At 68.0% G+C, this 22901-nt stretch carries 21 protein-coding genes and 1 pseudogene; 11 read left to right on the top strand and 11 right to left on the bottom strand.

Annotation, left to right across the window (positions count from 1 at the left end; translation table 11 throughout):
- Positions 1 to 34 precede the first annotated feature (34 nt).
- A complete protein-coding gene (locus tag OHA77_RS24020) occupies positions 35 to 463 on the top strand; it encodes a hypothetical protein (protein ID WP_406311746.1) in 429 nt (142 codons plus the stop codon).
- Positions 464 to 562: 99 nt separating this feature from the next.
- Here OHA77_RS24020 and OHA77_RS24015 read toward each other — a convergent pair.
- Positions 563 to 1262: pseudogene (locus OHA77_RS24015) on the bottom strand (transposase).
- A gap of 79 nt (positions 1263 to 1341) precedes the next feature.
- Positions 1342 to 2115 (bottom strand): SDR family oxidoreductase, encoded by a 774-nt coding sequence (locus OHA77_RS24010; protein ID WP_406311745.1) that lies wholly within the window; start codon positions 2113 to 2115, stop codon positions 1342 to 1344.
- Positions 2116 to 2202: 87 nt separating this feature from the next.
- Here OHA77_RS24010 and OHA77_RS24005 point away from each other — a divergent pair, with 87 nt between their 5' ends.
- Complete coding sequence (locus tag OHA77_RS24005) at positions 2203 to 2817, top strand: TetR/AcrR family transcriptional regulator (RefSeq protein WP_406311744.1); 615 nt, start codon at positions 2203 to 2205, stop codon at positions 2815 to 2817.
- Positions 2818 to 2941: 124 nt separating this feature from the next.
- Here the strand turns inward: OHA77_RS24005 and OHA77_RS24000 are convergent, their stop codons facing one another.
- From OHA77_RS24000 to OHA77_RS23985, 4 genes are all read right to left on the bottom strand, one after another.
- A complete protein-coding gene (locus OHA77_RS24000) occupies positions 2942 to 3583 on the bottom strand; it encodes a response regulator transcription factor (RefSeq protein WP_326826007.1) in 642 nt (213 codons plus the stop codon).
- Entirely contained in the window at positions 3580 to 4845 is a 1266-nt protein-coding gene (locus OHA77_RS23995) for a sensor histidine kinase (RefSeq protein ID WP_406311743.1), read from the bottom strand. Before OHA77_RS23995 ends, OHA77_RS24000 begins: the two co-directional genes overlap by 4 nt.
- A gap of 8 nt (positions 4846 to 4853) precedes the next feature.
- A complete protein-coding gene (locus OHA77_RS23990; RefSeq protein ID WP_406311742.1) occupies positions 4854 to 5867 on the bottom strand; it encodes a hypothetical protein in 1014 nt (337 codons plus the stop codon).
- A gap of 142 nt (positions 5868 to 6009) precedes the next feature.
- The gene (locus tag OHA77_RS23985; protein WP_406311741.1) at positions 6010 to 7506 is read right to left on the bottom strand and encodes an MFS transporter; all 1497 of its coding nucleotides are present in this window, start codon (positions 7504 to 7506) and stop codon (positions 6010 to 6012) included.
- Between the two features lie 301 nt (positions 7507 to 7807).
- Between OHA77_RS23985 and OHA77_RS23980 the strand changes: the two genes are divergently transcribed.
- From OHA77_RS23980 to OHA77_RS23960, 5 genes are all read left to right on the top strand, one after another.
- Positions 7808 to 9898 carry a protein kinase domain-containing protein gene (locus tag OHA77_RS23980; protein ID WP_406311740.1) on the top strand — a complete coding sequence of 697 codons (2091 nt, stop codon included), beginning with the start codon at positions 7808 to 7810 and terminating at the stop codon, positions 9896 to 9898.
- A gap of 62 nt (positions 9899 to 9960) precedes the next feature.
- Positions 9961 to 10332: a YciI family protein gene (locus OHA77_RS23975; protein WP_406311739.1), complete on the top strand. Its 372-nt coding sequence runs from the start codon at positions 9961 to 9963 to the stop codon at positions 10330 to 10332.
- A gap of 8 nt (positions 10333 to 10340) precedes the next feature.
- Complete coding sequence (locus OHA77_RS23970) at positions 10341 to 11552, top strand: RNA polymerase sigma factor (RefSeq protein WP_406319864.1); 1212 nt, start codon at positions 10341 to 10343, stop codon at positions 11550 to 11552.
- Positions 11553 to 11703: 151 nt separating this feature from the next.
- Positions 11704 to 12684, top strand: coding sequence for a zinc-binding dehydrogenase (locus OHA77_RS23965; protein ID WP_406311737.1), 981 nt, complete (start codon positions 11704 to 11706; stop codon positions 12682 to 12684).
- 183 nt (positions 12685 to 12867) lie between these two features.
- Positions 12868 to 13398 carry an RICIN domain-containing protein gene (locus OHA77_RS23960; protein ID WP_406311736.1) on the top strand — a complete coding sequence of 177 codons (531 nt, stop codon included), beginning with the start codon at positions 12868 to 12870 and terminating at the stop codon, positions 13396 to 13398.
- Between the two features lie 216 nt (positions 13399 to 13614).
- Here OHA77_RS23960 and OHA77_RS23955 read toward each other — a convergent pair whose 3' ends face one another.
- The gene (locus OHA77_RS23955; RefSeq protein WP_406311735.1) at positions 13615 to 14583 is read right to left on the bottom strand and encodes an alpha/beta hydrolase family protein; all 969 of its coding nucleotides are present in this window, start codon (positions 14581 to 14583) and stop codon (positions 13615 to 13617) included.
- A 312-nt stretch (positions 14584 to 14895) separates the two neighbouring features.
- Between OHA77_RS23955 and OHA77_RS23950 the strand changes: the two genes are divergently transcribed.
- Positions 14896 to 15483 (top strand): TetR/AcrR family transcriptional regulator, encoded by a 588-nt coding sequence (locus tag OHA77_RS23950; RefSeq protein WP_406311734.1) that lies wholly within the window; start codon positions 14896 to 14898, stop codon positions 15481 to 15483.
- A 254-nt stretch (positions 15484 to 15737) separates the two neighbouring features.
- Here OHA77_RS23950 and OHA77_RS23945 read toward each other — a convergent pair whose 3' ends face one another.
- A complete protein-coding gene (locus OHA77_RS23945; RefSeq protein WP_406319863.1) occupies positions 15738 to 15908 on the bottom strand; it encodes a hypothetical protein in 171 nt (56 codons plus the stop codon).
- Positions 15909 to 16482: 574 nt separating this feature from the next.
- Here OHA77_RS23945 and OHA77_RS23940 point away from each other — a divergent pair.
- Complete coding sequence (locus tag OHA77_RS23940; protein WP_406311733.1) at positions 16483 to 16719, top strand: hypothetical protein; 237 nt, start codon at positions 16483 to 16485, stop codon at positions 16717 to 16719.
- A gap of 131 nt (positions 16720 to 16850) precedes the next feature.
- Here OHA77_RS23940 and OHA77_RS23935 read toward each other — a convergent pair whose 3' ends face one another.
- The 3 genes from OHA77_RS23935 to OHA77_RS23925 form a co-directional block, all read right to left on the bottom strand.
- Positions 16851 to 17798: a hypothetical protein gene (locus OHA77_RS23935; protein ID WP_406311732.1), complete on the bottom strand. Its 948-nt coding sequence runs from the start codon at positions 17796 to 17798 to the stop codon at positions 16851 to 16853.
- 373 nt (positions 17799 to 18171) lie between these two features.
- Positions 18172 to 19986, bottom strand: coding sequence for a S9 family peptidase (locus tag OHA77_RS23930; RefSeq protein WP_406311731.1), 1815 nt, complete (start codon positions 19984 to 19986; stop codon positions 18172 to 18174).
- Positions 19983 to 21344 carry a helix-turn-helix domain-containing protein gene (locus OHA77_RS23925; RefSeq protein ID WP_406311729.1) on the bottom strand — a complete coding sequence of 454 codons (1362 nt, stop codon included), beginning with the start codon at positions 21342 to 21344 and terminating at the stop codon, positions 19983 to 19985. The genes OHA77_RS23930 and OHA77_RS23925 overlap by 4 nt, the downstream gene beginning before the upstream one ends.
- Positions 21345 to 21358: 14 nt before the next feature.
- Between OHA77_RS23925 and OHA77_RS23920 the strand changes: the two genes are divergently transcribed.
- Entirely contained in the window at positions 21359 to 21643 is a 285-nt protein-coding gene (locus tag OHA77_RS23920) for a hypothetical protein (RefSeq protein WP_406311728.1), read from the top strand.
- A 660-nt stretch (positions 21644 to 22303) separates the two neighbouring features.
- Complete coding sequence (locus OHA77_RS23915; RefSeq protein WP_406311727.1) at positions 22304 to 22843, top strand: hypothetical protein; 540 nt, start codon at positions 22304 to 22306, stop codon at positions 22841 to 22843.
- Positions 22844 to 22901: the final 58 nt, after the last annotated feature.

Here is a 22901-nt window from a genome sequence, read left to right as displayed (position 1 = left end):
AGTCAAGATCAAGTCGCCTCAAGGAGGTTGAAGCATGAACTACAAGAAGCCTGCGTCCGTTTTGCTCGGCTCCGCCGCTGTGACAGCCATGCTGCTGACCCCGGCAACGGCGGCCTCCGCGCAGACAGGCACCACCCAGACCAGCGCGGCCACCGCGGCGGCGAAGGCCGCTACGGCGTCGGCCCGATCCGCGACCGAGCGCGACAGCATCAGGTGCTCCAAGCCCACAAGCAAGTGGGCCAACTACTCCTGGGGCGAGGGCACCACGACCGCGACCATCTACTTCAACAACCGCTGCAGCCACAAGGTCAGCGCCAGGATCATGTTCGTCAGGAAGGGCTCAGCCGGCGACAAGGTCTCCAAGTACCGCTGCATGACGGTCAACGCCCATACCAAGGGCAACAAGAAGTTCTACGCCGCCCTCTACAAGCCGTACTCCGTGGCTCGGGTCTCGCACTGCTAGGACCTGTACGGAGTTGAGATCAGAGGGTCGCCTGGGCTTCGGTTACCGGTCCTGCTCGTGCACTTCCCCTCCTAATGCTCCAGCTGTAGATCGTGATCTTCATGTCTGGGCTGTGGCTTGTCGTCGGTAATGGCTGATCTGTGATCGTGCCTGGTGGCGGCGTCGCCAGTCGGACCGGCCGAGTCGGTGGGTGAGGCTGTGGAGGGGCCGGACCGCGACGGAGAGGAACAGGCGCTGGATCTCGTTGCAGGTAAGGGGGATGAGGTCGTCCGGACCTGGCCGGTTGGTGTGTTCGTCGGCGCGGACGACGGCGAGGAAGGCGTGGGCGAGCATGGCGAGGGTGACCCAGCGGCTTCAGGAGGGGTAGCGGCGGACCTGGTGCTCGTCGAGCCCGGCCAGGCCCTTCTCGGCCTGAAAGGTCTCCTCCACTCGCCCATCGGGAGCCAGCCACTTTGACCAGGGCGCTCAGTGGGACCGACACGGTGGCATGGCAGCAGTAGTAGGCGAGTTCGCCGGCGTGGGGGCCCTTCTTCACGTCGCCGGTCTCGTCTACGACCAGCACCGCAGAGTCGTCGTGGAGATGATCGACTACGTACTCGCGCACGTCGTCACGCACCGCGTCGGCGTCCCAGGACGCCCGGCACAGTAGATGCTGCATGCCGTGCGGGGTCGCCTCCCCAGCCCACTCCGCGATCGTCCAGCAGTTCTTCCGCGGCAGGTCCGACAGTAGCCCCAGGACCAGCCGCGCCGCCCGCCGTCGGGGTTCGATGCGAGCGAATCGGCCCGCTATCCGTTCCATCAGGCTTTCGAACGTTTCCCACCAGCGAGTTCCATCGGGCGGGAGGTCACCGACGGGTGCTCCCGCCCAAGGGGCAGGCTCACAGGCCGGAGCCGCCGGTCGCGTCGATCACCTTGCCGGTGACCCAGCGCGCGTCGTCCGAGGCGAGGAAGGCCACGATGTCGGCCACGTCTTCCGGTTGGCCGACGCGGCCCAGCGCGGCCAGGGAGGCCGCGTGGGCTTCGGCCGCCGGGTTGTCCCGCAGCCACCCCGCGTTGACGTCCGTGTCGATGATGCCGGGCGCGACCGAGTTCGCCGTGATACCCCGGGCGCCCAGCTCCTTGGCGAGGTTGAGGGTGAAATTGTCGAGGGCGCTCTTGGTGGCGCCGTAGGCGATGGCCTCCGGCATGGCGAGGTGAGCTGCGCCGCTGGAGATGTTGATGATCCGGCCGGCGTCGCGCAGTCGCTTCAGCCCCTCTTGCACGATGAAGAACGGCGCTCGCACGTTCACGGCGAAGATCTCGTCGAAACCGTCCTCGGTCAGTGACGCCAGGTCCGCACTGCGTCCTATACCAGCGTTGTTGACGATGATGTCGACGACCGGCTCGGGTGTGTGGTGGGGGATCTGGGCGTCGAAGGCTGACCACAGGGCGGCGGCGTCGCCGTGGCTGCCCAGCTGCGCGTGGAAGGCGAAGGCCCGGCCGCCGTCCTTCCGGATCCGCTCGACGGTGTCGTGCGCTGCGGTCTCGTCGCGTGCGTAGGTCAGTGCGACAACGGCGCCGTCCCGGGCGAGCCGCTGTGCGATGGCGCGCCCGATGCCCCTGCTGCCTCCGGTGACGAGCGCGGTCTTTCCTTCAAGTTGCTGCATACCCATGGTGGTTGGCCACCTTCCATTTGTTGAGTGCTCGACCAAGAAAGAAGGTAGCACGGTTTGTTGGTCGAGCACTCTAAAATGTGGCTCATGGCTGAGACCCCGAAGCGCGGCCGTCCGCGCACCTTCGACCGCGCAGCGGCACTGACCGCGGCCATGCGTCTGTTCTGGGAGCGAGGCTATGAGGGCGTTTCCATCGGCGAGCTGACCGAGGCGATGGGGATCCGCTCAGGGAGCCTGTACGCGGCCTTCGGAGATAAGAAGTCCCTGTTCAAGGAAGTGGTCGACACCTACGGCCGCTCACCTGTCGGCGCCTTCGCAGGTGTGGCGCTCCAGGAGGAGACCACTGCGTACGGGGCGTTCGCGCGCATCCTTCGAGAGGCCGCAACCATCTACCCGGACCCCGCGCACCCGGCTGGCTGCCTGGCCATCAGCGCGGCAACCAACGTCACTCCGCAGGATGCGGAAGTGCGCGCATTCCTCCGCGATCTACGCAACAAGAACGTGGACGGGTTCGAGGCCCGACTGCGAAAGGCGCAGCAGGCGGGGGAACTGCCCGCCCAGACCAGCCCTCGGGCCCTGGCCGACTACTTCGCCACCGTCCTCCAGGGACTCTCGCAACGAGCCCAGGACGGCGCCACCGCCCCCCAGCTGGCCGCAGCCGTGGAACTGGCACTGGCTGCCTGGCCGACAGTGCAACGCTGATCAGGCCACCCACTCCGACCGGCAAGATCACGATCTACAGCTGGAGTACTAACGTGGAGACCGGACCAGAAGAGGTTTGGTCGTGGCAGCAGTCACGCGGCGGCGCTTTGATCGGTGCCGGTGCCTAACGCTCGCCCGGAGTGACAACGCCGGATTCGTACGCCAGGACCACTGCCTGGACCCGGTCGCGCAGCCCGAGCTTCGTCAGGATGCGCCCCACGTGGGTCTTGACCGTGGTCTCCGACAAGAACAGCTCGACCCCGATCTCGGCGTTGGACATTCCTCGGGCCAGGCTGAGGAAGACTTCACGCTCGCGCTCCGTGAGCACCTTGAGCACGGCGTCCGGATCGGTGTCGGCCTTCGCGACGAGCCGCCCGATGAGCCGCCGGGTCGTGGCGGGCGCGATGATCGAGTCGCCCCGGTGCACGTGCCGGATCGCAGCGATGATCTCCTCTCCTGGCGCATCCTTCAGCATGAACCCGCTCGCACCGGCGCGCAGCGCGGCCAGGGCGTGCTCGTCGAGGTCGAACGTGGTCAACACCAGCACCTTCGGCGGGTCGTCCAGCCGCTGGATCTCCCGGGTGGCGGTGACACCGTCCATTCGGGGCATCCGGATGTCCATCACCACCACGTCGACGCGCCGCGACTCCAACGCCTTCAGGGCCGCCAGGCCGTCAGAGGCCTCGGCGACCACCTCCACGTCGGGCTGGGACCTGACGACCATGGTCAGGCCGTTGCGCAGCAGCTCCTGATCGTCGACGATCATGATCCTGATGATGGGAGGCTCCTCGGCTCATAGGGCACGGTGGCCGACAGTTCGAAGCCGGCGCCGGGGCGTCTGCCGGCCTCCAGGGTGCCTCCCACCATGCTGAGACGTTCGCGCATCCCGGTCAGCCCGACGCCGGCCTCTTCGGCGGGCGGCCCGTCGCCGTCGTTCGTGATGGTGATGTGCAGTCCGTCCGGGCGCCACGCCAGCGTCATGTCGGTCGCGGCCGTCGCCCCCGCGTGCTTGATCACGTTGGTCAGCCCCTCTTGGATGACGCGATAGGCGGTCAGGTCGACGGCGGGGCGCAGCGGCCGGGCGTCCCCGACCTCTTGTACGGCGACGTGTACGCCCGTATCACGCACATGGTCGAGCAGGTCGGAGAGGTCGCCGAGGCCCGGTTGCGGAGCGGTGCCGCCGTCGGCGCGTAGCACGCCCAGGAGCCCGCGCATGTCGCGCAGGGCCTCGCGCCCGACCCCGGCGATGGTGGCGAACACGCCCGCCCCGGGCGAGTCCGGATCGGACAGCCTGCCACCCTCCGCCTGGCTGACCATGACGGCGAGCGAGTGGGACACCACGTCGTGCATCTCGCGGCTGATGCGGTCGCGCTCCGCCCGCGCCGCCTCTTTCCGCTCCCGCGCACGGTCGGCCTCGGCGCGCTCGGCCTTCGCTCTGAGCTCGGACAGGAACAACACCCGCATCCGGCTGAGGCGGCCCAGCGACCAGAGGCACGCCGCCGCGGCGACCAGGCCGACCGACAGCCCGATCCGCCACGCGACCAGCTCGTAGGAGCCCGACGAGCCGCCCCACGAGGCCGGATCCCACAGACGCGCCAGGACCAGGACCACACCCGTCAGGGCGACGGCCAGGCAGACCAGGCTGGGCAGCAGGCCGAGCCGGCCGGACGCCGTGTAGAGCAGCAGCCCGAAGACCAGCGTGCTCGGCAGCAGCACCGCCGGATAGTAGGCGCCGCCCGGGTCGTGCAGGGGCGGCAGCGCCACCAGCAGCAGCATCGCCACGGCGGCCAGTCCGTACGCCGCCAGCGGGCGCAGCCGACGCGGAACGACGCAACCATGCAGCACCAGCAGGCCGAGACCCGCGAGCAGGCGGAGCGACAGGGGGCTGTCCGAGGCCCGGAGCAGGCTCAACGAGACCAGGCCGAGCGGCAGGACGAGCAGGACGGCGAGCATGGCATCGGCGCTCACCTGATGCCGGTTGAGAAACGAGTCCACCGCGGCGCCGGCAGGAGACAGGGGCTCTCGCACGCCCACCATTATGGTCGGCGTGCGTGAGCGAGGTGCCGGCGGCGGGAGAGGTACGCCAGCGCGGCCACCGCCAGGGCCGCACCCCACAGCGGCCACAACATCTCCGGCAGCCAGGCGCCCAGCTCGTCGGCCGCCCCCGCCGGGCCGACCTGCTCGCCGGTGAGCTTCTTGCGGACGTACATCAGTCCGGCGGAGGTGATGGGGAGGGAGACGGCCAGAGCCGAGTAGGCCGGGAATCGCGCCGGAATCGGCCGCCCGCGCAGGAACGGCACCCAGCGCGGCCAGATCTCGCCCCACGGCCGGACCAAGCCGACGGTCAGGACCGCGCCGACGAGACCGAGCGTGCTGAGACCGGCGCCGATCGAAGTGATCTCGGCGATGTAGGCCAGGAACTGGTCGCTGATACCGACGGGCACACCCAGGAGCCAGCCGAAGCGGGTGACGGCGTAGACGACGGGGACGGCGACCGCGACAGCGGTCGCATACCGCCCGATCCGTAGCGCGCCGGCGGCGCTGCCGGGCCGCCCGAGCCCTCCGATCAGCGCGCGCGTCCCCAAGAGCATCAGGCTGAGGCCGGCCGCCATCAGGATGAGCAGGTTGACGCTCGGCCACGTCAGCATGGTCGCGATCATCGAGAACTCGACCTGGCCGGCGAGCGCGGCAACCAGCATCACCGGCAGGTACCCGGCGGTCATCATGATGCGCACGTCGGGCAGGAGCACCGCCAGGCCGACGCCGACCACGACGGCCACGACGGCGGGGGCCCGGTTGAGCGGGCCTCTGGCGGCGAGCACGGCGACGACGCCGGCCACCAGCGCCGACATCGCCAGCACGCCCCCGCCGGCCGCCGCCGGAAGAGGGTCGAGCAGGGTGTTGCCCGCGCCCGCACGGCCGGCGTCGAACGGATATCCGGGCCCTCCGAAAGCCCAGAGCAGGCCGAGGGCCAGATAACTCACCGACCAGACGACGATGATCAGGACCGGCACGATCGTACGGCGGCTTCCTGGAGAAGAGGTGTTCACCCGGCCTAATCTGCCGCCGTGGCGGTGCCCCGCACATCGTCACCGGGTCTCGACCGGCTCCTCCGGAGGTCGCGACGGCGTCGTCCCAGAGGAGGACCTCTCAGCCGCGGCGAGCTCGGGATGACACCGGCCCCGGCGGGTCCTACGAGCGAGTCACCTCATGATCGGGGAGTGCGGCCGGGGCGGTCCGGGTCGCCGGGCGGCGCATGGTCAGGATCAGTACGGCCGTCCCGGCGAAGATGACCGCGGCGACGACGCCGGTGACGTGCAGGCCGGCGGTGAACGCCTCCTGCGCGGCGTGCAGCAGTTCCGCGCCCTGGTCGGCGGGAAGGTGCCGGCTCTCGGCGACCGCGCCGGCCAGCGAGTCGGACGTGCCGTCCATCCGGCCGCGGTAGACCGCCGCGGCCACCATGCCGAGCAGCGCGAGGCCGAGCGAACCGCCGAGGTAGTTGCCGGTCTCCGACATCGACGCCGCCGAGCCGGCCCGCTCCGGCGGCACGGACCCCACGACCAGCCCGGTGCCCAGCGCGAACAGCGGGCCGGCGCCCAGCGCCAGCACGGTGATGCCGGTCATCACCAGCGGCAGGGCGTACCCGCCGCCGACGCCGACCAGCAGCAGGCCACCCAGCGCCGACACCGCCAGCCCGCCGGCGATCGCGGTCGCCGGCTTCATCCACCGGGTCAGCATCGGCGCGGCCATGGTGCCGGCCGCCACGCCCAGGCCCATCGGTGCGAACAGCACCGCCGACACGAACGGCGAGAAGCCCAGCACGCTCTGCAGGTACTGGGTCACCATCAGACCCGTACCCGCCATGGCGACACCGGCGAAGACCAGCCCGACGATCACGGCCGTGAGCGGGCGGTCGCGCAGCAGCCGCAGGTCCAGCAGCGGCGTCTCCAGGCGCAGCTGCCGCCGTACGAACACGAACCCGACGGCCGCGCCGGCGACGAGGGCCACCGCCGGCACGACCGACACGCCCTCGACGGTCAGCTGCTTGAGGCCGTAGACCATCGATAGCACCGCCACCAGCGACAGCCCGACGCCGGCCGGGTCCAGCCGGCCGGCCCGGTCGCCGCGGTACTCCGGCAGCAGGAACGGCCCGGCGAGCAGCAGCACCGCCATCGCGGGCACCGCGGCCAGGAACACCGATCCCCACCAGAAGTGCTGGAGCAGGAACCCGGCGAGTACCGGTCCGAGCGCGCCGCCGGTGAACTGGCAGGTCGCCCAGATCGCGATGGCCCGCCCGCGCTGCCGGTCGTCGTGGAACATGTTGGTGATCAGGGCGAGGGTGGACGGCGCCAGGGTCGCACCCGCGACGCCCAGCAGCGCACGCGCGACGATCAGCATCAGCGGGCCGGTCGCGAAGGCGGCCACGACCGACAGCACCGCGAACGCCGCCCCGCCGATCATCAGCAGCCGCCGGCGGCCGATCCGGTCGCCGAGCGTACCCATCGTGATGACCAGACCGGCCACCATGAATCCATAGCTGTCACTGATCCACAGCTGCTCGACGCCGGTGGCGCCCAAGCCGGCGCTCAGCTGCGGAAGCGCGAGGAGCAACGCCGTCGTGTCTAACGCGACGAGAAATGTCGGCAGCGTGAGGACGATCAGCCCCAGCCATGCCCGGTCGACTCGCATATGGGAAACTCCCTGTTCTCTCGATGTTCCGCCGGTCGGTCGGAGCGGCCGGGAGTTTCTTGACATCGGCCGGTGGAAAATCCCGCCCGTCACGGCGGAGCGGCACCGGAGACGACAGTCAGGGTGCCGGCGCAGCCAACGGCTGGTGTAGCCGTGGAAGCCCCCCGAGGGGACACTGTGTCTTCCTGTCGTATGCCAGTTTCCCCACCCAGACCGGCCCGTTCGTGCTGTCCGGCCAGAAGGTGCTCTTGTCCGTGGTTTGGTGTTGATCAAAGAGGGGCGAAGGGGTCAGGGTGTTGTGGTGAGGACGCTGTCAGGGCGGTATGAACTGCTGGAGCCGTTGGGGCGCGGCGGCATGGGCGTGGTGTACCGGGCGCGTGACCGGGAGCTGGAGCGGATCGTGGCGGTCAAGGTGCTGCCCGCGCAGATGCTGCGCGATGAGGACTTCCGGGCCCGGTTCCGCCGGGAGGCGCGGGCGGCGGCGGGCCTGTCGCATCCCAACATCGCGACCGTCTACGACATCGGCGAGGACATCGGTGACGGGGATCCGGTTCCGTATCTGGTGATGGAGTTGGTGGAGGGCGGGACACTGGCCGATCTGCTGCGCCAGGCGCCGCCGACCCCGAACGAGGCCGGGCAGATCGTGGCGGCGGTCTTGGAGGCGTTGGAGCACAGCCACGGGCGGGAGGTGGTGCACCGCGATATCAAGCCCGCCAACATCATGGTCCACCGCACCGGCGGCCGGGTGCGGGTGAAGGTGATGGACTTCGGGATCGCCAAGCTCATGTCGGAGACGGCCACCCGGTTGACCGCCACCGGAATACGGATCGGTACCCCGTCCTATATGTCGCCTGAACAGGCCGACGGCAAGCCCGCCGACGCCCGCTCGGATCTGTACTCCACCGGCTGCGTGCTGTATGAGATGCTCACCGGTCGGCCGCCCTTCACCGGGGACTCGCCCACCACCGTGCTCTTCCAGCACCTGCACAAGACCCCGCGGCCGCCCGCACAGCTGAACTCGGCCCTGGCCTCCTTCTGGGATCAGGTGCTGGCGACCGCGCTGGCCAAAGATCCCCGACAGCGCCACCGGGATGCCGCGGCGATGCGACAGGCCATCGAAACCGGCTCAGCCGCCCCCACCACCCAGGCGCCTCCGCCGGTCCCGCCCCCTGAGTCCGCACCGGCTACCCGGCTTGACGTCCCCCTGCCTACCGAACCGGCACCCACCGAACCGGCACTCACCGAACCGGCACCGACCGAACCGGCACCCCCTGCGCCGGTACCGCACGCACCCGGCTCTCCCGGTCTCGGGGAGCGGTCCGCGCCCGAACCCGCAACGCAAGAGCACGCCGCTGCCGCGCCGCACCGGGTCCTGACCCGCCGCCGCCTGCTCACCTGGCTGGGCGCCGCAGGCCTGGCCGCCGCCCTGCCGACCGCCTACTACGCCTTCACCCGGGAAGACACCGCCACCCTCCTCGGCCACAACGACGGGGTCTGCTCGGTGGCGTTCAGCCCCGATGGCAAGATCCTGGCCACCGGCAGCTATGACGACACCGTGCGGTTGTGGGACGTGGCCACCCGCACGCCCATCGGCCGCCCCCTCACCGGCCACAACGACGGAGTCTGCTCGGTGGCGTTCAGCCCGGACGGCAGGACCCTGGCCACCGGCAGCGGTGACGACACCGTGCGATTGTGGGACGTGGCCACCCGCACACCCATCGGCCGCCCCCTCACCGGCCATAACGACGACGTCTTCTCGGTGGCGTTCAGCCCGGACGGCAAGATCCTGGCCAGCGGCAGCAGCAGCCTGGCCACCGGCAATGGTGACGACACCGTGCGATTGTGGGACGTAGCCACCCGCACGCCCATCGGCCGCCCCCTCACCGGCCACAACGGCTCCGTCAGCTCGGTGGCGTTCAGCCCCGATGGCAAGATCCTGGCCACCGGCAGCTATGACGACACCGTGCGGTTGTGGGAGGTGGCCACCGGCACCTCGATCGGCCGGCCTCTCACCGGCCACAACGGTGCCGTCTACTCGGTGGCGTTCAGCCCCGACGGCAAGATCCTGGCCACCGGCAGCAGCAGCCTGGCCACCGGCAGCGGCGACGACACCGTGCGATTGTGGGACATGGCCACCCGCACACCCATCGGCCGCCCCCTCACCGGCCACAACGACGACGTCTGGTCGGTGGCGTTCAGCCCGGACGGCAGGACCCTGGCCACCGGCAGCGGTGACGACACCGTGCGGTTGTGGGAGGTGGCCACCGGCACCTCGATCGGCCGGCCTCTCACCGGCCACAACGGTGCCGTCTTCTCGGTGGCGTTCAGCCCGGACGGCAAGATCCTGGCCACCGGCAGTAAGGACGAGACCGTACGGTTGTGGCAACTGTGAAGTGATTCCGATCGCGTCTGTCCGCAACCTGACCGGGGCCCGCACGCCACGAGGAGTACACGATGAAGTTCCTGATCAGCATGCACATCAACCCGGCCGTGCTGGACGCGCTGACCGACGAGGAGAAGGCGGCGATCGGCGACGGCCACGGCAGGTTCATCGAGGAGCTGAAGCAGTCCGGCGAGCTGATCACCACGCAGGTGCTGGCCGACCCGTCCCAGGCCGCCGTGGTGTCCGTGCGCAACGGCCAGCCGGTGGTGACCGACGGCCCCTTCCTGGAGTCGAAGGAGTATCTGGGCGGCTTCTACTTCATCGACTGCGAGGACAGGGAGCGGGCGATCGAGCTGGCGGCGCAGATCCCGGACGCCGCGATCGAGGGCCTGGGGATCGAGGTGCGGCAGGTGATGTTCGCCGACGGACAATTGGAAGCGTGACGGAGAGCATGACGGCGCCGGCCGTCGAGGACCTGCTGCGGGAGCTCACGCCGCAGGTCCTCGGCACGCTGGTACGCAGGCACGGCCGGTTCGAGGGGTGTGAGGACGCCGTACAGGAGGCGGTCCTCGCCGCCGCCGTGCAGTGGCCGGCCGAGGGGGTGCCGGACAACCCGCGCGGCTGGCTGGTGACCGTCGCGTCCCGGCGGCTCATCGACCAGATGCGCAGCGACCACGCGCGTCGCGAGCGGGAGTCGGTGACCGCTGCCGAGGTGGTGCCCGAGGAGGTGCCGGACACCGACGACACGCTCGTCCTGCTGTTCCTGTGCTGCCATCCGGCGCTGACCGCGGCCTCCCAGACCGCCCTGACGCTGCGGGCGGTCGGCGGCCTGACCACCGCCGAGATCGCCCGCGCGTTCCTGGTGCCGGAGGCCACGATGGCGGCCAGGATCAGCCGGGCCAAGCAGCGCATCAAGGCCGCCGGCGGCTCGTTCAGCCTGCCGGACGGCGCCGAGCGCGAGGAGCGGCTGCGGGTCGTCCTGCACGTGCTTTACCTGATCTTCAATGAGGGCTACACCGCCTCTTCGGGCAGCGAGCTGCACCGCGCCGACCTCGCGCACGAGGCGATCCGGCTGGCCAGGATGGTGCACGCGCAGCTGCCCGAGGACGGTGAGGTGACCGGGCTGCTCGCGCTGATGCTGCTGACCCACGCCCGCCGGGAGGTACGGACGACGGCGACCGGCGACCTGGTGCCGCTGGACGAGCAGGACCGGACGAGGTGGGACCGCGAGTTGATCGACGAGGGCGTCCGGCTGGTCAAGGCGTCGCTGGCCGGCCCGGCGCTGGGGCCCTACCAGCTGCAGGCCGCCATCGCCGCCACGCACGCCGCCGCGGCCACGGCCGCCGAGACCGACTGGCGGCAGGTGCACGCGCTCTACCTGATCCTGGAACGGATCGCACCCAACCCGATGGTCACCCTCAACCGGGCGATCGCGCTCACCGAGACCGAGGGCCCGGCGGCCGGGTTGGCCCTGCTGTCCACGTTGGACACCGACGAGCGGATGGCCACCCATCACAGGCTGATGTCCGTACGGGCTCATCTGCTGGAGAAGACCGGGGACTCGGCCGGGGCGTACGAGCACTACCGGCGCGCCGCGAAGGCCACCGCCAGTATCGCCGAGCAACGCTACCTGGAGTCCCGGGCCGCCCGGCTGCGACCGTAGCCCCCTCTCCCGGGGTCCGAACACCACCCGGGTTGACCGGGGTCTGAGCACCGCCCGGGTTGACCGGGGTCTGAGCACTGCCCGGGTTGACCTCAACCATGCTTCATGTTGAAGAGTGAGCGGGACGTTCTCTCCATGAAGGGTGTTGCTCATGCGTGCGATCCAGGTGGCCGCGTTCGGTGGCCCGGAAGTGCTGTCCCCGGTGGACCTGCCCGACCCGGTGCCCGGCCCCGGCCAGGTCGTCGTCGGCATGGCTGCGGCGGATGTCATCTTCCTCGACACTCTCCTGCGCAGCGGCTGGGGCCAGGAGTTCTTCCCCCGCGAGCTGCCGTACGTGCCGGGCGGCGGCGGATCGGGCGAGGTGGTGGAGACCGGCGAGGGGGTGGACCCGGCGTGGATCGGCCGGCGGGTGGCCGTCCGCACCGGCACCGGCTACGCCGAACGGGTCGTCGCCGGCACCGAGGAGATCATGCCGATCCCTGACGGACTGCCCTTCGAGACGGCGGCGGCGCTGGTACACGACGGTGTGACCGCGCTCATGATGGAACGGCTGGGCGCCGCGGAGAAGGGCGAGTGGGTGCTCGTGTCGGCGGCGGCCGGCGGCGCGGGATCGCTGCTGGTGCAGCTGGCCGTCGACGCCGGCGCCCGAGTGGTGGCCGCCGCGTCCAGCGACGCCAAGCTGGCACTGGCCCGCGAGCTGGGCGCGGAGGTCGTCGTCGACTACACGCGGCCGGACTGGATCGAGCGGGTCCGCGAGGCGACCGGCGGCGGCGCCGCCGCGCTGGTCTACGACGGCGCGGGCGGCCCGCTCGGCACGGCCACCGTGGACGCGCTGGCCGACGGCGGGCGGTTCGTCACCTACGGCACCGCCGACGGCTTCGCCGCGCCGGACCCGGAGGTGGCCGCGCGTCGCGGCATCCGGGTGTTCACCCCGCTGTTCGACGGCCCGCCGGACCAGAAGATCGTGCGCGAGCTGCTGGCCCTGGCGCTGGAGCGGGCGGCGGAAGGACGGCTGCGGCCCGCGATCGGCGCCACCTACCCGCTGGAACGGGCCGCCGACGCCCACCGCGCGCTGGCCGCACGCACCACGGTGGGCAAGTCACTGCTGCTGACCGGCGCCACCGAGGCCTGACCGGCCCCATCCCCGAACCCGGCCATCGCGCCGGGCATGGGGCGGGGTGTCCGATAACTGACGGAGGTATGGAAACGGGTGGGGATCGGGCTGATAATCCATGCGTACGGCGATGCGAGCCCCCGTCTCACCGCTCCCCGAGGCGCCTGAACACGTCATGCAGGCAACGTCGAAAGGCAGAAAATGCGTTCGTCGAAACGCGCTGCGGCGGTGCTCTCCACCGCGGCCCTGCTGTCCCTCACCGCCCTGCCCGCCGAGGCCACCACGTCCTTCACCTTCAGCAACCTGCACAGCGGCAAGTGCCTGGAGGTGGCGTACTCCAGCACCGCGGACTTCGCGGACGTCGGCCAGTACACGTGCCACACCGGGAACAACCAGGAGTGGTACATACAGCCGGCCGGCGGAGGGTGGCAGACCCTGGTCAACGTCAACAGCGGGAAGTGCCTGGACGTGCTCAACGGGAGCACCGCCGACTTCGCGACCGTCACCCAGTACACCTGTCACGGCGGCGCCAACCAGAAGTGGGAGCTCGTCCAGGTCCTGGTCGCCCCCGGGCAGCCGAACAACAGGATGATGCTGCGCAACCAGAACAGCGGGAAGTGCCTGGAGATCCTCAACTACAGCACCGCGGACTTCGGGGAGGCGGTGCAGTACAACTGCTACGAGGGCGCCAACCAGGTGTGGGTGTCGCCGCAGTGGTTCTGGCCCACCTGATCTCCACCGCTCTCCGATCGCCGCGACCGATGATCCCGCGGCCCTGTTCACGCTGCTGTCCGCGATGATGGCCGGCGCGGAAACCAGCCGCGAACGCTCCGCACACCTCGCCCAGCTCATCCTCGACGGGCTACGGCCCCAGCCCGCGCGCTCCTGAACGCAAAGGGCCCGCGACTCGGGGACCCGGGCCGCCAGGCGGTGAGCGCGGCCCCCTCGTTACTTGGAGGTGACTTGTCCGACCGGGTCGGGTCCGGCCGTCAGCGCGTCACACGCCGTCTGCCAGGCGGAGTCCCCGGGGTAGAGCTGAGCGCGGAGGTAGGCCCCGGTGAGCCGCGCGACCGCGGCCACCCGCTCGGGGCTCTCGTCCGTGGTCTCGGCGACGTCGTATCCGGAGATCCCGCCGAGCCCGTGCTCCGCGCCGAACAGGGTGAGCAGGGACTTGGGGCCCGGAGAGAGGTGATACGGGTCGGCGTGCCATTCCGGGCCGAGAACCGTCAGGTGGGCGGAGTCGTCCCTGTCACCGGCGACCACGAGCGCGGGCGTCGCCATCTCGGAGAAGTCCGTGGTCAGGAAGACAGGCATGGCCTTGGCCGTGGACTCGTTGAGGGCGTCGCCGCCCCTGCCGGGCGCGGCGAGCAGCACACCCGCCTTGATCCGCGGCTCGGCCAGGTTCACCTCGGTTCCGTCGTGCGGATCGGTGAGCCGGGCGCCCAGCAGCAGGCTCGCGGTGTGCCCGCCCATCGAGTGGCCGGCCACGGCGACCCTGCTCCGGTCCAAGCTCCCGCGAAGCCGCGGGACGGCAGCCTCGATCACGTCGAACTGGTCGAGGACGCGCTTCATGTCCTCGACCCGCGACCGCCAGTACAGGGGCGCCTCGGGATCGCCGGGGTCCAGGCGCAGCGTCCTCGAACTCAGATGGGTGGGCTGGATCACGACGAAGCCCTGCGCCGCCCAGTGGTTGACGAGGGGTGCGTAGCCGTTGAGCGAGGAGAGGTGGTTGGAGAAACCCTGACCGTGTGAGAGGAGGATGATCGGCAGGTCGCTCCCGGTCATGGGCGCGGAGACCCGTACTTGCAGGTCCACGGCGCGGCCCGGCGCCGGCAGCACCACCGGACCGACCGACAGGACGGGAGCGGGTATGCCCGCGGTGCCTGCGGTGTCGGCTGTGTACGTCGATTGGCTCATGAGTGGTCTGCCTTCCGAGACGTCGCCGCCGGTCTTGTCCGGCAGGCGGCAGGTGAGGTGGGCGGGAAACGCCGCGCTTCAGCTATCCTCAAAGCGGAACCCCGTTCCGGAACAATACGGAACCGTGTTCCGTTTCGTCAAACCGCCGACCCGCCGACCCGCCGACCCGCCGACCCGCCGACCCGCCGACCCGCCGACCCGCCGACCCGCCGACAGTCAAGCCACCACCCCTCAGACCGCCCGCAGTCAAGCCATCGACCGTCAGGGCTTCAGACTGTCGGCCCTCAGACCGCCGACCAGAAGGAGAACCCGGTGTCCGCCGCAGGCCAGGTACCGGCCCGAAGCAAGCGATCCGACGCGCTGCGCAACCAGCAGTCGCTCCTCGATGCCGCCGCCGCGGTGTTCGTCACCTCCGGCGTCGACGCGCCGGTGCGCGAGATCGCTGCCAGAGCCGGCGTCGGAGTCGGGACGATCTACCGCCACTTCCCGACGCGGGCGGATCTCGTCGTCGCCGTCTACCGCCACCAGGTCGAGGCCTGCGCCGAGGCCGGCCCGACCCTGCTGGCCGACGCCGACTCCCCCTTCGCCGCGCTCCGCCAGTGGGTCGACCTCTTCGTCGACTTCCTGGTCACCAAGCACGGACTCGCCAACGCTCTACAGTCGGACGGCAGCGGCTTCGAGGCGCTGCACGCCTACTTCCTCGACCGCCTGGTGCCCGTCTGCGCGCAGCTGCTCGACGCCGCGGCCGAGGCCGGCGAAATCAAGCCCGATGTCCACGCCTACGAACTGATGCGCGGCATCGGAAATCTCTGCGTCGGACATGACAGCGGCCCACGCTACGACCCCCGCCGCCTGATCGAACTGCTCCTCCAGGGACTACGGCGACCGCAGTCATCCTGACGCCGACGGCCACCCCGCACGCGAAGCGGCCCTATGCGGAGCGGCCGTGCTTGAAGCGGCCCGGTTTGGAACGGCCCTGCCGTGCTGGTCAGGCGGTCCCAGCTCGGGCCGTCCGACTCGCCCTGCCAGACGTACTGGCGACCCGGGGTAACGGATCGTGCCGCCGTTGCGGACCTGCCGCAGGCACGGCAGCGGGATGTAGCGCACCGCACAGGCGGCGATCAGCCGGTCGTACCCGGCAAGGCCGTCCCCGGTCACCATCGTGGGGGCGTACCCGGCGACGGTGAGCGCCTCACGGGCCCGGGCCGCCACATCCGGGTCATACTGGAGCCGAGCCGGTGGCACATCAATGCGGTGGAGTAGCCCGTGCCGATGCCGATCTCCAGCACCGTGTCCCCGTCGGAGATCTCCGACGCCTCCAGCATTGGCATGACTAGGCGCGGCATCGTTGACAACGACGTGGGGCTCCCGAACCGGCCCTGTCCTCGACCATCACCCCGCCGAGCTGGATCACTCATGTCTCGTCACAGTAGACCAACTCCAGCCACTCGCCGGGGGTTAGATCCGCCTTACGGATCACCTCTCAGCGGTCGCTGTGCTCGGTGGTTTGGGCGACGGCCGCCCCGAGGAAGCGTTCCCGGGGGCACGGCCTCGACGGTCTCCCGCCACGCAGGGTCGGTGAGCCAGCCGATGTGCATGAGGTGGTCGGCCAACGTACGGCGCAGCCTCCCGGCCAGCCTGCCGGTCCGAGCTTGAAGAGCGTCGCACACATCCTTGGGCAGATCGTCCCAATGCGGCTTTTGTGGCTTCATGGTCAGCTCTCCTTTAGATCGGCAGCGCGATCCGCGTAGTACCGACCGCACTTGCTCGCAAGAATCCACAGTTCGGGAACGACGAGTAGGACCGCTGTGTCCCTCGCCACCGCTTCTTGGCAGGCATCCAGCAAGGACTGAAAGGCAACCTCTTCCCAAATCAAGGGAGATAGTGCAAAATTCTGCTATGGCTATGGTTAGAGAGTTTTTCCGCGCCACCATAAACACAGGTCAACATTCAACAGAAGTTGATTGCGGCTATCAATTAATCATCACCAAAGATGGAAATCTACTACAGCTAAACACTTATGGATCAGACAACCGCCAGTCTAAGAAAAAGACTAGCCAGACCCTTCAATTAGACCAAGAGCATGCGGCAGAGCTCCTTAAAATAATTACAGATGCTTTCCCTGAATTAAAATGATGTCGAGAGCAACCACCTCGACGCTTAAAACGAGCAACTCCATCCCTGGGAAGATGAAGATCACTAGGGGGAGACGGCAGCTGGTAGCGAGGATATCGACGTCTAGTAACACTTAGACCAGCGCAGAATTTTTATCTATGATCGCCTAACGGCGGGGCGATGCGAGAGAAACCTAAACCAGGCTCTTCATAAACACAGGATATTCCTACATCGCCCAGGAGATCAATTAAATCATCGCTTGGACGGTGCGGTAGCAGAAGTGTTAACGCCGGCTTGGGGACAATGTGGCGTCGATAATCAAGCAACTGACCAATGCCACGTCGTACGGCATCGCGCGTCGTAGTCCCCTTGGCTTCGTAAAGTTCATTCGCTTGCTGGTCATACATATCTGTAAATAGCGAACGAATCTCGCCGGCCGGTGTGATCTTCCAGCGTCGAAAAGGGCGCCCGGTGTAGGAATTGTATCGAGCACAGAGTTCACTTTCCCGGCGAACAGCAGTAGTAGCTTTTGTTCCAGAACTTTCAAAAGTCGGCGATGCATGATCTTCCAGCGGAACGAGCACCGCTTCGGTTTTCGGCTTCACATCTCCGCTGCTACTCTGATCGACCTCGCGACGGAAAGCTTCGTCTAATGGACGTAGCCGAAAAACGAAGACCGTGCGCAGCTCGCCCTTTTCGTCGGGCGCCTCTTCCAAAAAATACGGCAATCCTTTTTCTATTTCGAACTTTCCAATATAGAGATGATTTTTTTGGGCGGTACCTGGAATGATACCTTCAGCTATGAATACGCGAAGAGCGCGCCCCTGCGCTTGGTGTTCAAGAATAGCGCGGTTGCCGTCTCGCATCTGCTGATCGCCGATGCGCCCTTCACCCGTATAGAGAAAAACTGTTCGATCCTTATTCCAGCCGTCGAAATTATAACCGAAGGCTTCACCACGAGCGGGATCTGAGTAGACGAAAACGTTTGGAGTCCGACTCGACGGCTCGATACCGCCGTACTTGGCACCTCCATACTTCGCCATGCGCTCCTCGCGTCCAAGGAGTGTGCCTATAGGGGTGTCCCATCCATCATCGGCCATACTTACTAAGATAGGGCATTACCTAGGCAAGGTAGAGCTTGCACAGCAATCTATGATCTAACCGTCCGAAACGGACAAAGGCGACCAACGCCACCCTAACATCGCTTTGCGGCTTTAACCTTGGCCGTGGGCAGGACGGCAACGCGGGCAACTACTACATGATCATCGATGGTTTGTGGGACGGGTGTTTACCCTGGAGCGGGATCGTCCACAAACAGCCACGGCGTTGCCTCAGCTGTCCGATCAGCCTGGGGATCTCAGTAAAACTTGCACTCAATGGTGCATTCTGGACTCTAACGTTGTGGTAGGCAGTGCAGTGAAACGGGTCGTGGCTTTCAGCGCAGCAGAGGGTTCAGCAAGATGCTCGGCTCCTTTATTCGTCCGACCTCTCACCGGTCCGTCGAGTCGGTTTGGTAAGGTCTTCCCACTCCAAGCTGAGAACGCGGCACACATCGGAAGGTCTTCGCAGGGTGTGACCTGCGCAAGGGATGACGACCAGACGCGAACCGGGTCCCAGTCCGCGGGCGAGACACCGAACCTGGTTCAGAGGTGTGACGCGATCTCCGTCCCCATGAACCAGCAGTACCGACGCTCCGAGGTCGCCTGTCGCCATATAGTCCTCACTGCGCAGCAACTCTGCGTGATGGGCCTGGAACTTCGGTGCGGCTTCGCTCCAGGTCGCGAGGTCGACGACCGCCGACCTCGCGATACCTGCTGTGAACACCTTGGTCATGGGCAGCGCTCTCAGGACGGTGTATCCGCCCGCGCTCGCCCCCCAGATCGCCATGCGCTCCAGGTCTGCGCGACCGGTGGACGCTAGGTGAAGTGCCGCATCGGCGCAATCGGTGGCGTCGGCCGTCCCCCACCGGGAGCGGAGACCGAGCCGGTACGCGCGGCCGTACCCGGTGCTGCCCCGGTAGTCGACGTCCGCGACGGCGAAGCCTCGGCTGATGAAGAACTGGGCGTGGAGATCGAGTCTCATCGGCCAGTTCGCCGTTGGCCCCGGATGCGCTCGGACGAGCAGCCGCGGGGGTTGCTCATCAGTCCGCGAAGACTTTGGGGACGAGTAGTACAGGCCGTGCGCCTGCCCGCCATCCCGGGTTGGGAAGGTAAAGGGCTCCGGAATGACAAGCAACGCCTCATCGATGCCAAGATCGTTTGCGGCAAGCTCATGGATCACACCGACCGCGTCAGCGAGCACCACCATAGGCAGCTTGGTAGGGCTGGAGCCGATGAAGGCGAGCTTCTCCCCCGCCAACGCCAGGTAGGGCTTGATCGAGGTGTACAGCAAAGGCACCGGCTCCAAGGAGCCGTCAGCATGTCTCGTTACGAGACGATGCAGCGGGCCTTCCTGAACGACGGCCACAACCCGGCCACCCTGGAACCCGTAGGTGCGGTAGCCGAACTCCCAGGGGGCAGCCGTGACCTCGAACTCTCCTGTGATAATCGGATCAAGACACTCGTCGCGCCAGGCGTACAGGTTCCACCAGCCAGAGCGGTCTGAGACGAAATGCAGCAAACTGTCCCGGCTCCACTGCGGCTGACACACCGACTCCTCCTCGTCTCCCGCAATGAGCCGAAGATCGGTGAGAGTTCCGTCTGGCTGGATGTCGGCCGCCCAAAGCCATGACCCGTCCCACGGCATGAGCGGTGCGTTCCACGACACCCAGGCCAGCCGTTTCCCATCGGGGCTGGGCTCGGGCGACATGTAGAAGTCGTCACCGGAGGCGATCACCCTCGGCGCGGCCGAGCCGTCAGCCGGCAGGATGACGAGCTCGTTGTGAACGGCTCCGTCGTCCTCGTGTCGCTCGCGGACACAGATCAGCTTGTCTGTTCCCGGCAGAAGACGCAGGTCGGCATAGCGCAGCGCCCCCGGCGAACCGGGAGAGGGCGTTACCGGCGCAGGAGATCGACCATCGCGCGCGTGGTAGATCCGCTGGTCGTCGGCGTTGCAGAACCACAGGTCCCGCTCGGTAGCTAGGTAGGCGCCTCCGCCGTACTCGTGCACGTAGGAGGCGACGTGGAAGCCTTCCGGTAGTACGTCCTGAGTGCCATCTGAGACGGTCCAGCGCACGAGGACGTCTCCGTCCGGCCGCCCCTCAATCCAGTAGACGGTCTCACCGACTGCCTGGACGGCGTCATAGGAGACGGTGGCGCGGGCGACGAGTTCAGCCGAGAGAGGGCTCACTCTTTCCATGTTCGGACGAAGTCATCCAATTCGCGAGCTGCTGCAGGCTGGTCTGTCATACGGTCACGGAGCCGCCGCACCCGGGACATGCCCGAGGCGGACCCTCGCCGAGCGAACACGGCGATCGCTTCTCGCGCCAGCCGTACAGCTTCGGCTGTTTCTCCTTCGGCCAGACGGGCCTGTGCCAGGTCCACACTGAGCTCCGCCCGGCGGCGTACGCATGTCGCGGGGACGCCGCTGATCGCGTGTTCAAAGGAGCGGGCCGCCTGGGCGTAGCTGCCAAGCTCCAGCAGGCAGTTGCCCTCGTAACCCAGAAGTCGCTCATGGTCGAAGTCGTACATCCACTCGTCACACTCGCTACCCGCCTGCTCCAAGGCGCTGTGTGCCTGGCCGATCTGGGCCAGCGCAGTACGGCTGTCGCCCGTGTGAGCGCAGGCGGTGGCCTTCACCGCATGGAGCCAGGCTTTCGTCACGCGGGTGACCGAACGATCTGCCATGTCCAGGGCGGTTGACGCGTGACTGGCGGCCTCATCAGACCGTCCGGCCGCGTCCGTGGTCACCGCTCTGTAGGCGCTGACGTAGGACCGCAGCCCTCTGTCATCGGCTTCGGCCAGGGCGTTCAGGGCGGCACCGTATCGGCGGTCCATCTTGAAGTGGTCGCCGAGGTCGAACCAGATCCATGCCGAGAATCCGGCGGCCTCACCCGCTGCGGAGGCGATACGCCGCCGTAGTCGTTCTGGTGCAGCGGTCTCAAGCAGGGAGAGCAGCAGTCCGAGGTGCCCGTCAACCGGGACGAGCATCTGAGTGGACGTCAGCTCATGGTAGAGGCGGCGCTGGTGCACCGTGATCATTTCGATGTCGTCCACCACTGCGGAGGTCACCGTTGATACGTGTTTGCCGCATGCGCTGAGCCGTCCCCAGTCCACGTCGGAATTCGGAGTTTCTGTGCCCGACCTGCGTGCGGCCTCGCTGGCGTGACGGAGGTGGGCCTGCTCTCGGATGACGCCGGGAAACATACCGGTCAGCACACCGTTAGCGCCGAGTGCGGCGTCACATGCGACGATCACCGACTCCGAAGGAGCGACGGAGCCTCGTTCCACGGCGCCGATGTGCTGCCAGGAGTATCCGGTCAGCTCTCCGAGTTCCATCAACGTCAGGGAGCGTCCTCTGCGCAGCTCGCGCATTGTGGCGCCCAGGGCGGCGAGCAGCGATGCACCTGGATCAAGGGACTTGGATGGTCGCCCACGCCCCTTCTTTCTTTCCGTGTCCATACGCGCACCCTCCGCTGTTTTTGTTGCTCGTTGCGAGCAAATCAGATCGTCGGGTCTGCTGTCAGCACCTTGAAAAGGCCGAACCACGAGAGGTGGACGCCATGAGTGCCGACGACGCACATGCGCTCGATCAACTGGAGAGACTGGGCACTGAACTGGAGCAGCGCAGCTTCGCCGTCCGGCTACATCTGAACGAAGGGCGCCCTACTTCGTTGACCGTGGTCAATAAGGTCGCGCCGGTGCTGACCGAGTGCGTGCTCACCGCACCGAACACCGACGGGAAGCTCTGGTTCTGGTTCCCCTGGCCGTCTCCGATCACTCCGATCACCGACATCGAGACGGCCGCCGACCGGATCGAACGCGTCCTCGCAGAGGTCGGCCGGTAGTCCCCGGTACCGGCGCGACAGCGCAGCCTGCCCACGATCTCAGGGTCTACGGGCCTTCCCACCTGTGCTGTCGCGCCACCCCGACGAGAAGCATCGCCGCACCTGGAAGCACTGGACGACTGGCACGGCGCCGCGCAAGGAAGTGCGAGCAGCGTCATCCGACCCACCTCAATCTGGAGGAGAAATGCCGGGCGATTCCTCGCCACTGATCCCAACGGATCCATGCCAGATGGCCGAGCTCCTGCAGCGGGCACTTGAGCGGCAAGGAGTCGCCGCCGACGTTCACGATGGCTACGGGCTGGCGCTGGTATCGGTCTGGGCCGGTCTGGTGGTGTGGTGCAACGGAGAGCGGTTCTGGTGGCGGGCTGGATGGGACGTCCGGCGGGCACGGCCTGTCTACGCCTCGAATCCGGTGTCCGAGACCGACCGGGCCGCTCACCGAATCGCGGCCCGCTGCGCGGAGCTCCGGCAGGCACATCAGCCCGAGCCGACGGTGAATACACCAGGAGATCCCGTCTGACCGGTGCCTGAGCCCATCGCTCCGGAGAGAGACCTCCCCCGGCCATCTCACGGACATGGCCGATGACCCACACAGAAACGGCTCCACCAGGCGAGGCAAGTCGCCTGACGGAGCCTTGACCGCACAGTGAGGTGCGACCCGTGCACAACCTTAGTAGAGCTCCCCGGATCACCCGGGTCCGTTGGCATGCCGAGCAGCCGCCCACCCCGCTCGGGTGCCGCTGGTGCGGCCATCCCCCGTACGCCCACGACGCCGCCACCCTGCCGCACCGGCCCGGCCACCAGTGGGAGCAGCCCACGAACCCCCAGGTCCGCGCCCGGATGGCCGTGCGTCGCCACCTCGGGCTGTGTGACCGCCCGTTCCCCGGTACGGCGAAGCCCGTGACCGCGCGCTCCCCCAGGTTCCACCCGCCCGCCCCTCCGGTGAGCCGGGGACACCAGGCGCGACCGCCGGTGACAGCCGCCGGGCCGCAACCGGCGGTGGCGACAGCGGTGCCGTACGGGCGGGAGATATCCCAGCGCAGGCGAGGGACGCCCCAGCCCCAGCATGGACCGGAGACAACGTACGGCCCCGGGACGTCGTATGGACTGGGCACTCCGTACGGGCGCGAGTCGACGCCGGGGACACGCCGCCTCCCATCGAGCAGGCGCGAGCCGTACCGCGTGGGGGCGGCGAGATGAGCCCGCCGGACGTTGAGGTCCTTCCGGAAAGTCCGCCCGGCGCCGTCCCCGCTCCACT

Source organism: Streptosporangium sp. NBC_01639, assembly GCF_045209755.1.
Taxonomy (GTDB): Bacteria; Actinomycetota; Actinomycetes; order Streptosporangiales; family Streptosporangiaceae; genus Streptosporangium.
The sequence above is the reverse complement of the archived record's forward strand: the minus strand, read 5'-3'. Positions and strand labels throughout refer to the sequence as shown.

Excerpts from the sequence above, each read along its gene's own strand:
- OHA77_RS23970 (WP_406319864.1), top strand. The coding sequence starts at position 10,341 with ATGACGGCGCCGGCCGTCGAGGACCTGCTGCGGGAGCTCACGCCGCAG.
- OHA77_RS23940 (WP_406311733.1), top strand. The coding sequence starts at position 16,483 with ATGGCTATGGTTAGAGAGTTTTTCCGCGCCACCATAAACACAGGTCAA.
- OHA77_RS23975 (WP_406311739.1), top strand. The coding sequence starts at position 9,961 with ATGAAGTTCCTGATCAGCATGCACATCAACCCGGCCGTGCTGGACGCG.
- OHA77_RS23920 (WP_406311728.1), top strand. The coding sequence starts at position 21,359 with ATGAGTGCCGACGACGCACATGCGCTCGATCAACTGGAGAGACTGGGC.
- OHA77_RS24000 (WP_326826007.1), bottom strand. The coding sequence starts at position 3,583 with ATGATCGTCGACGATCAGGAGCTGCTGCGCAACGGCCTGACCATGGTC.
- OHA77_RS23955 (WP_406311735.1), bottom strand. The coding sequence starts at position 14,583 with ATGAGCCAATCGACGTACACAGCCGACACCGCAGGCACCGCGGGCATA.
- OHA77_RS24010 (WP_406311745.1), bottom strand. The coding sequence starts at position 2,115 with ATGGGTATGCAGCAACTTGAAGGAAAGACCGCGCTCGTCACCGGAGGC.
- OHA77_RS23945 (WP_406319863.1), bottom strand. The coding sequence starts at position 15,908 with ATGCTGGAGGCGTCGGAGATCTCCGACGGGGACACGGTGCTGGAGATC.
- OHA77_RS23960 (WP_406311736.1), top strand. The coding sequence starts at position 12,868 with ATGCGTTCGTCGAAACGCGCTGCGGCGGTGCTCTCCACCGCGGCCCTG.
- OHA77_RS24005 (WP_406311744.1), top strand. The coding sequence starts at position 2,203 with ATGGCTGAGACCCCGAAGCGCGGCCGTCCGCGCACCTTCGACCGCGCA.
- OHA77_RS23985 (WP_406311741.1), bottom strand. The coding sequence starts at position 7,506 with ATGCGAGTCGACCGGGCATGGCTGGGGCTGATCGTCCTCACGCTGCCG.
- OHA77_RS24020 (WP_406311746.1), top strand. The coding sequence starts at position 35 with ATGAACTACAAGAAGCCTGCGTCCGTTTTGCTCGGCTCCGCCGCTGTG.
- OHA77_RS23935 (WP_406311732.1), bottom strand. The coding sequence starts at position 17,798 with ATGGCCGATGATGGATGGGACACCCCTATAGGCACACTCCTTGGACGC.
- OHA77_RS23965 (WP_406311737.1), top strand. The coding sequence starts at position 11,704 with ATGCGTGCGATCCAGGTGGCCGCGTTCGGTGGCCCGGAAGTGCTGTCC.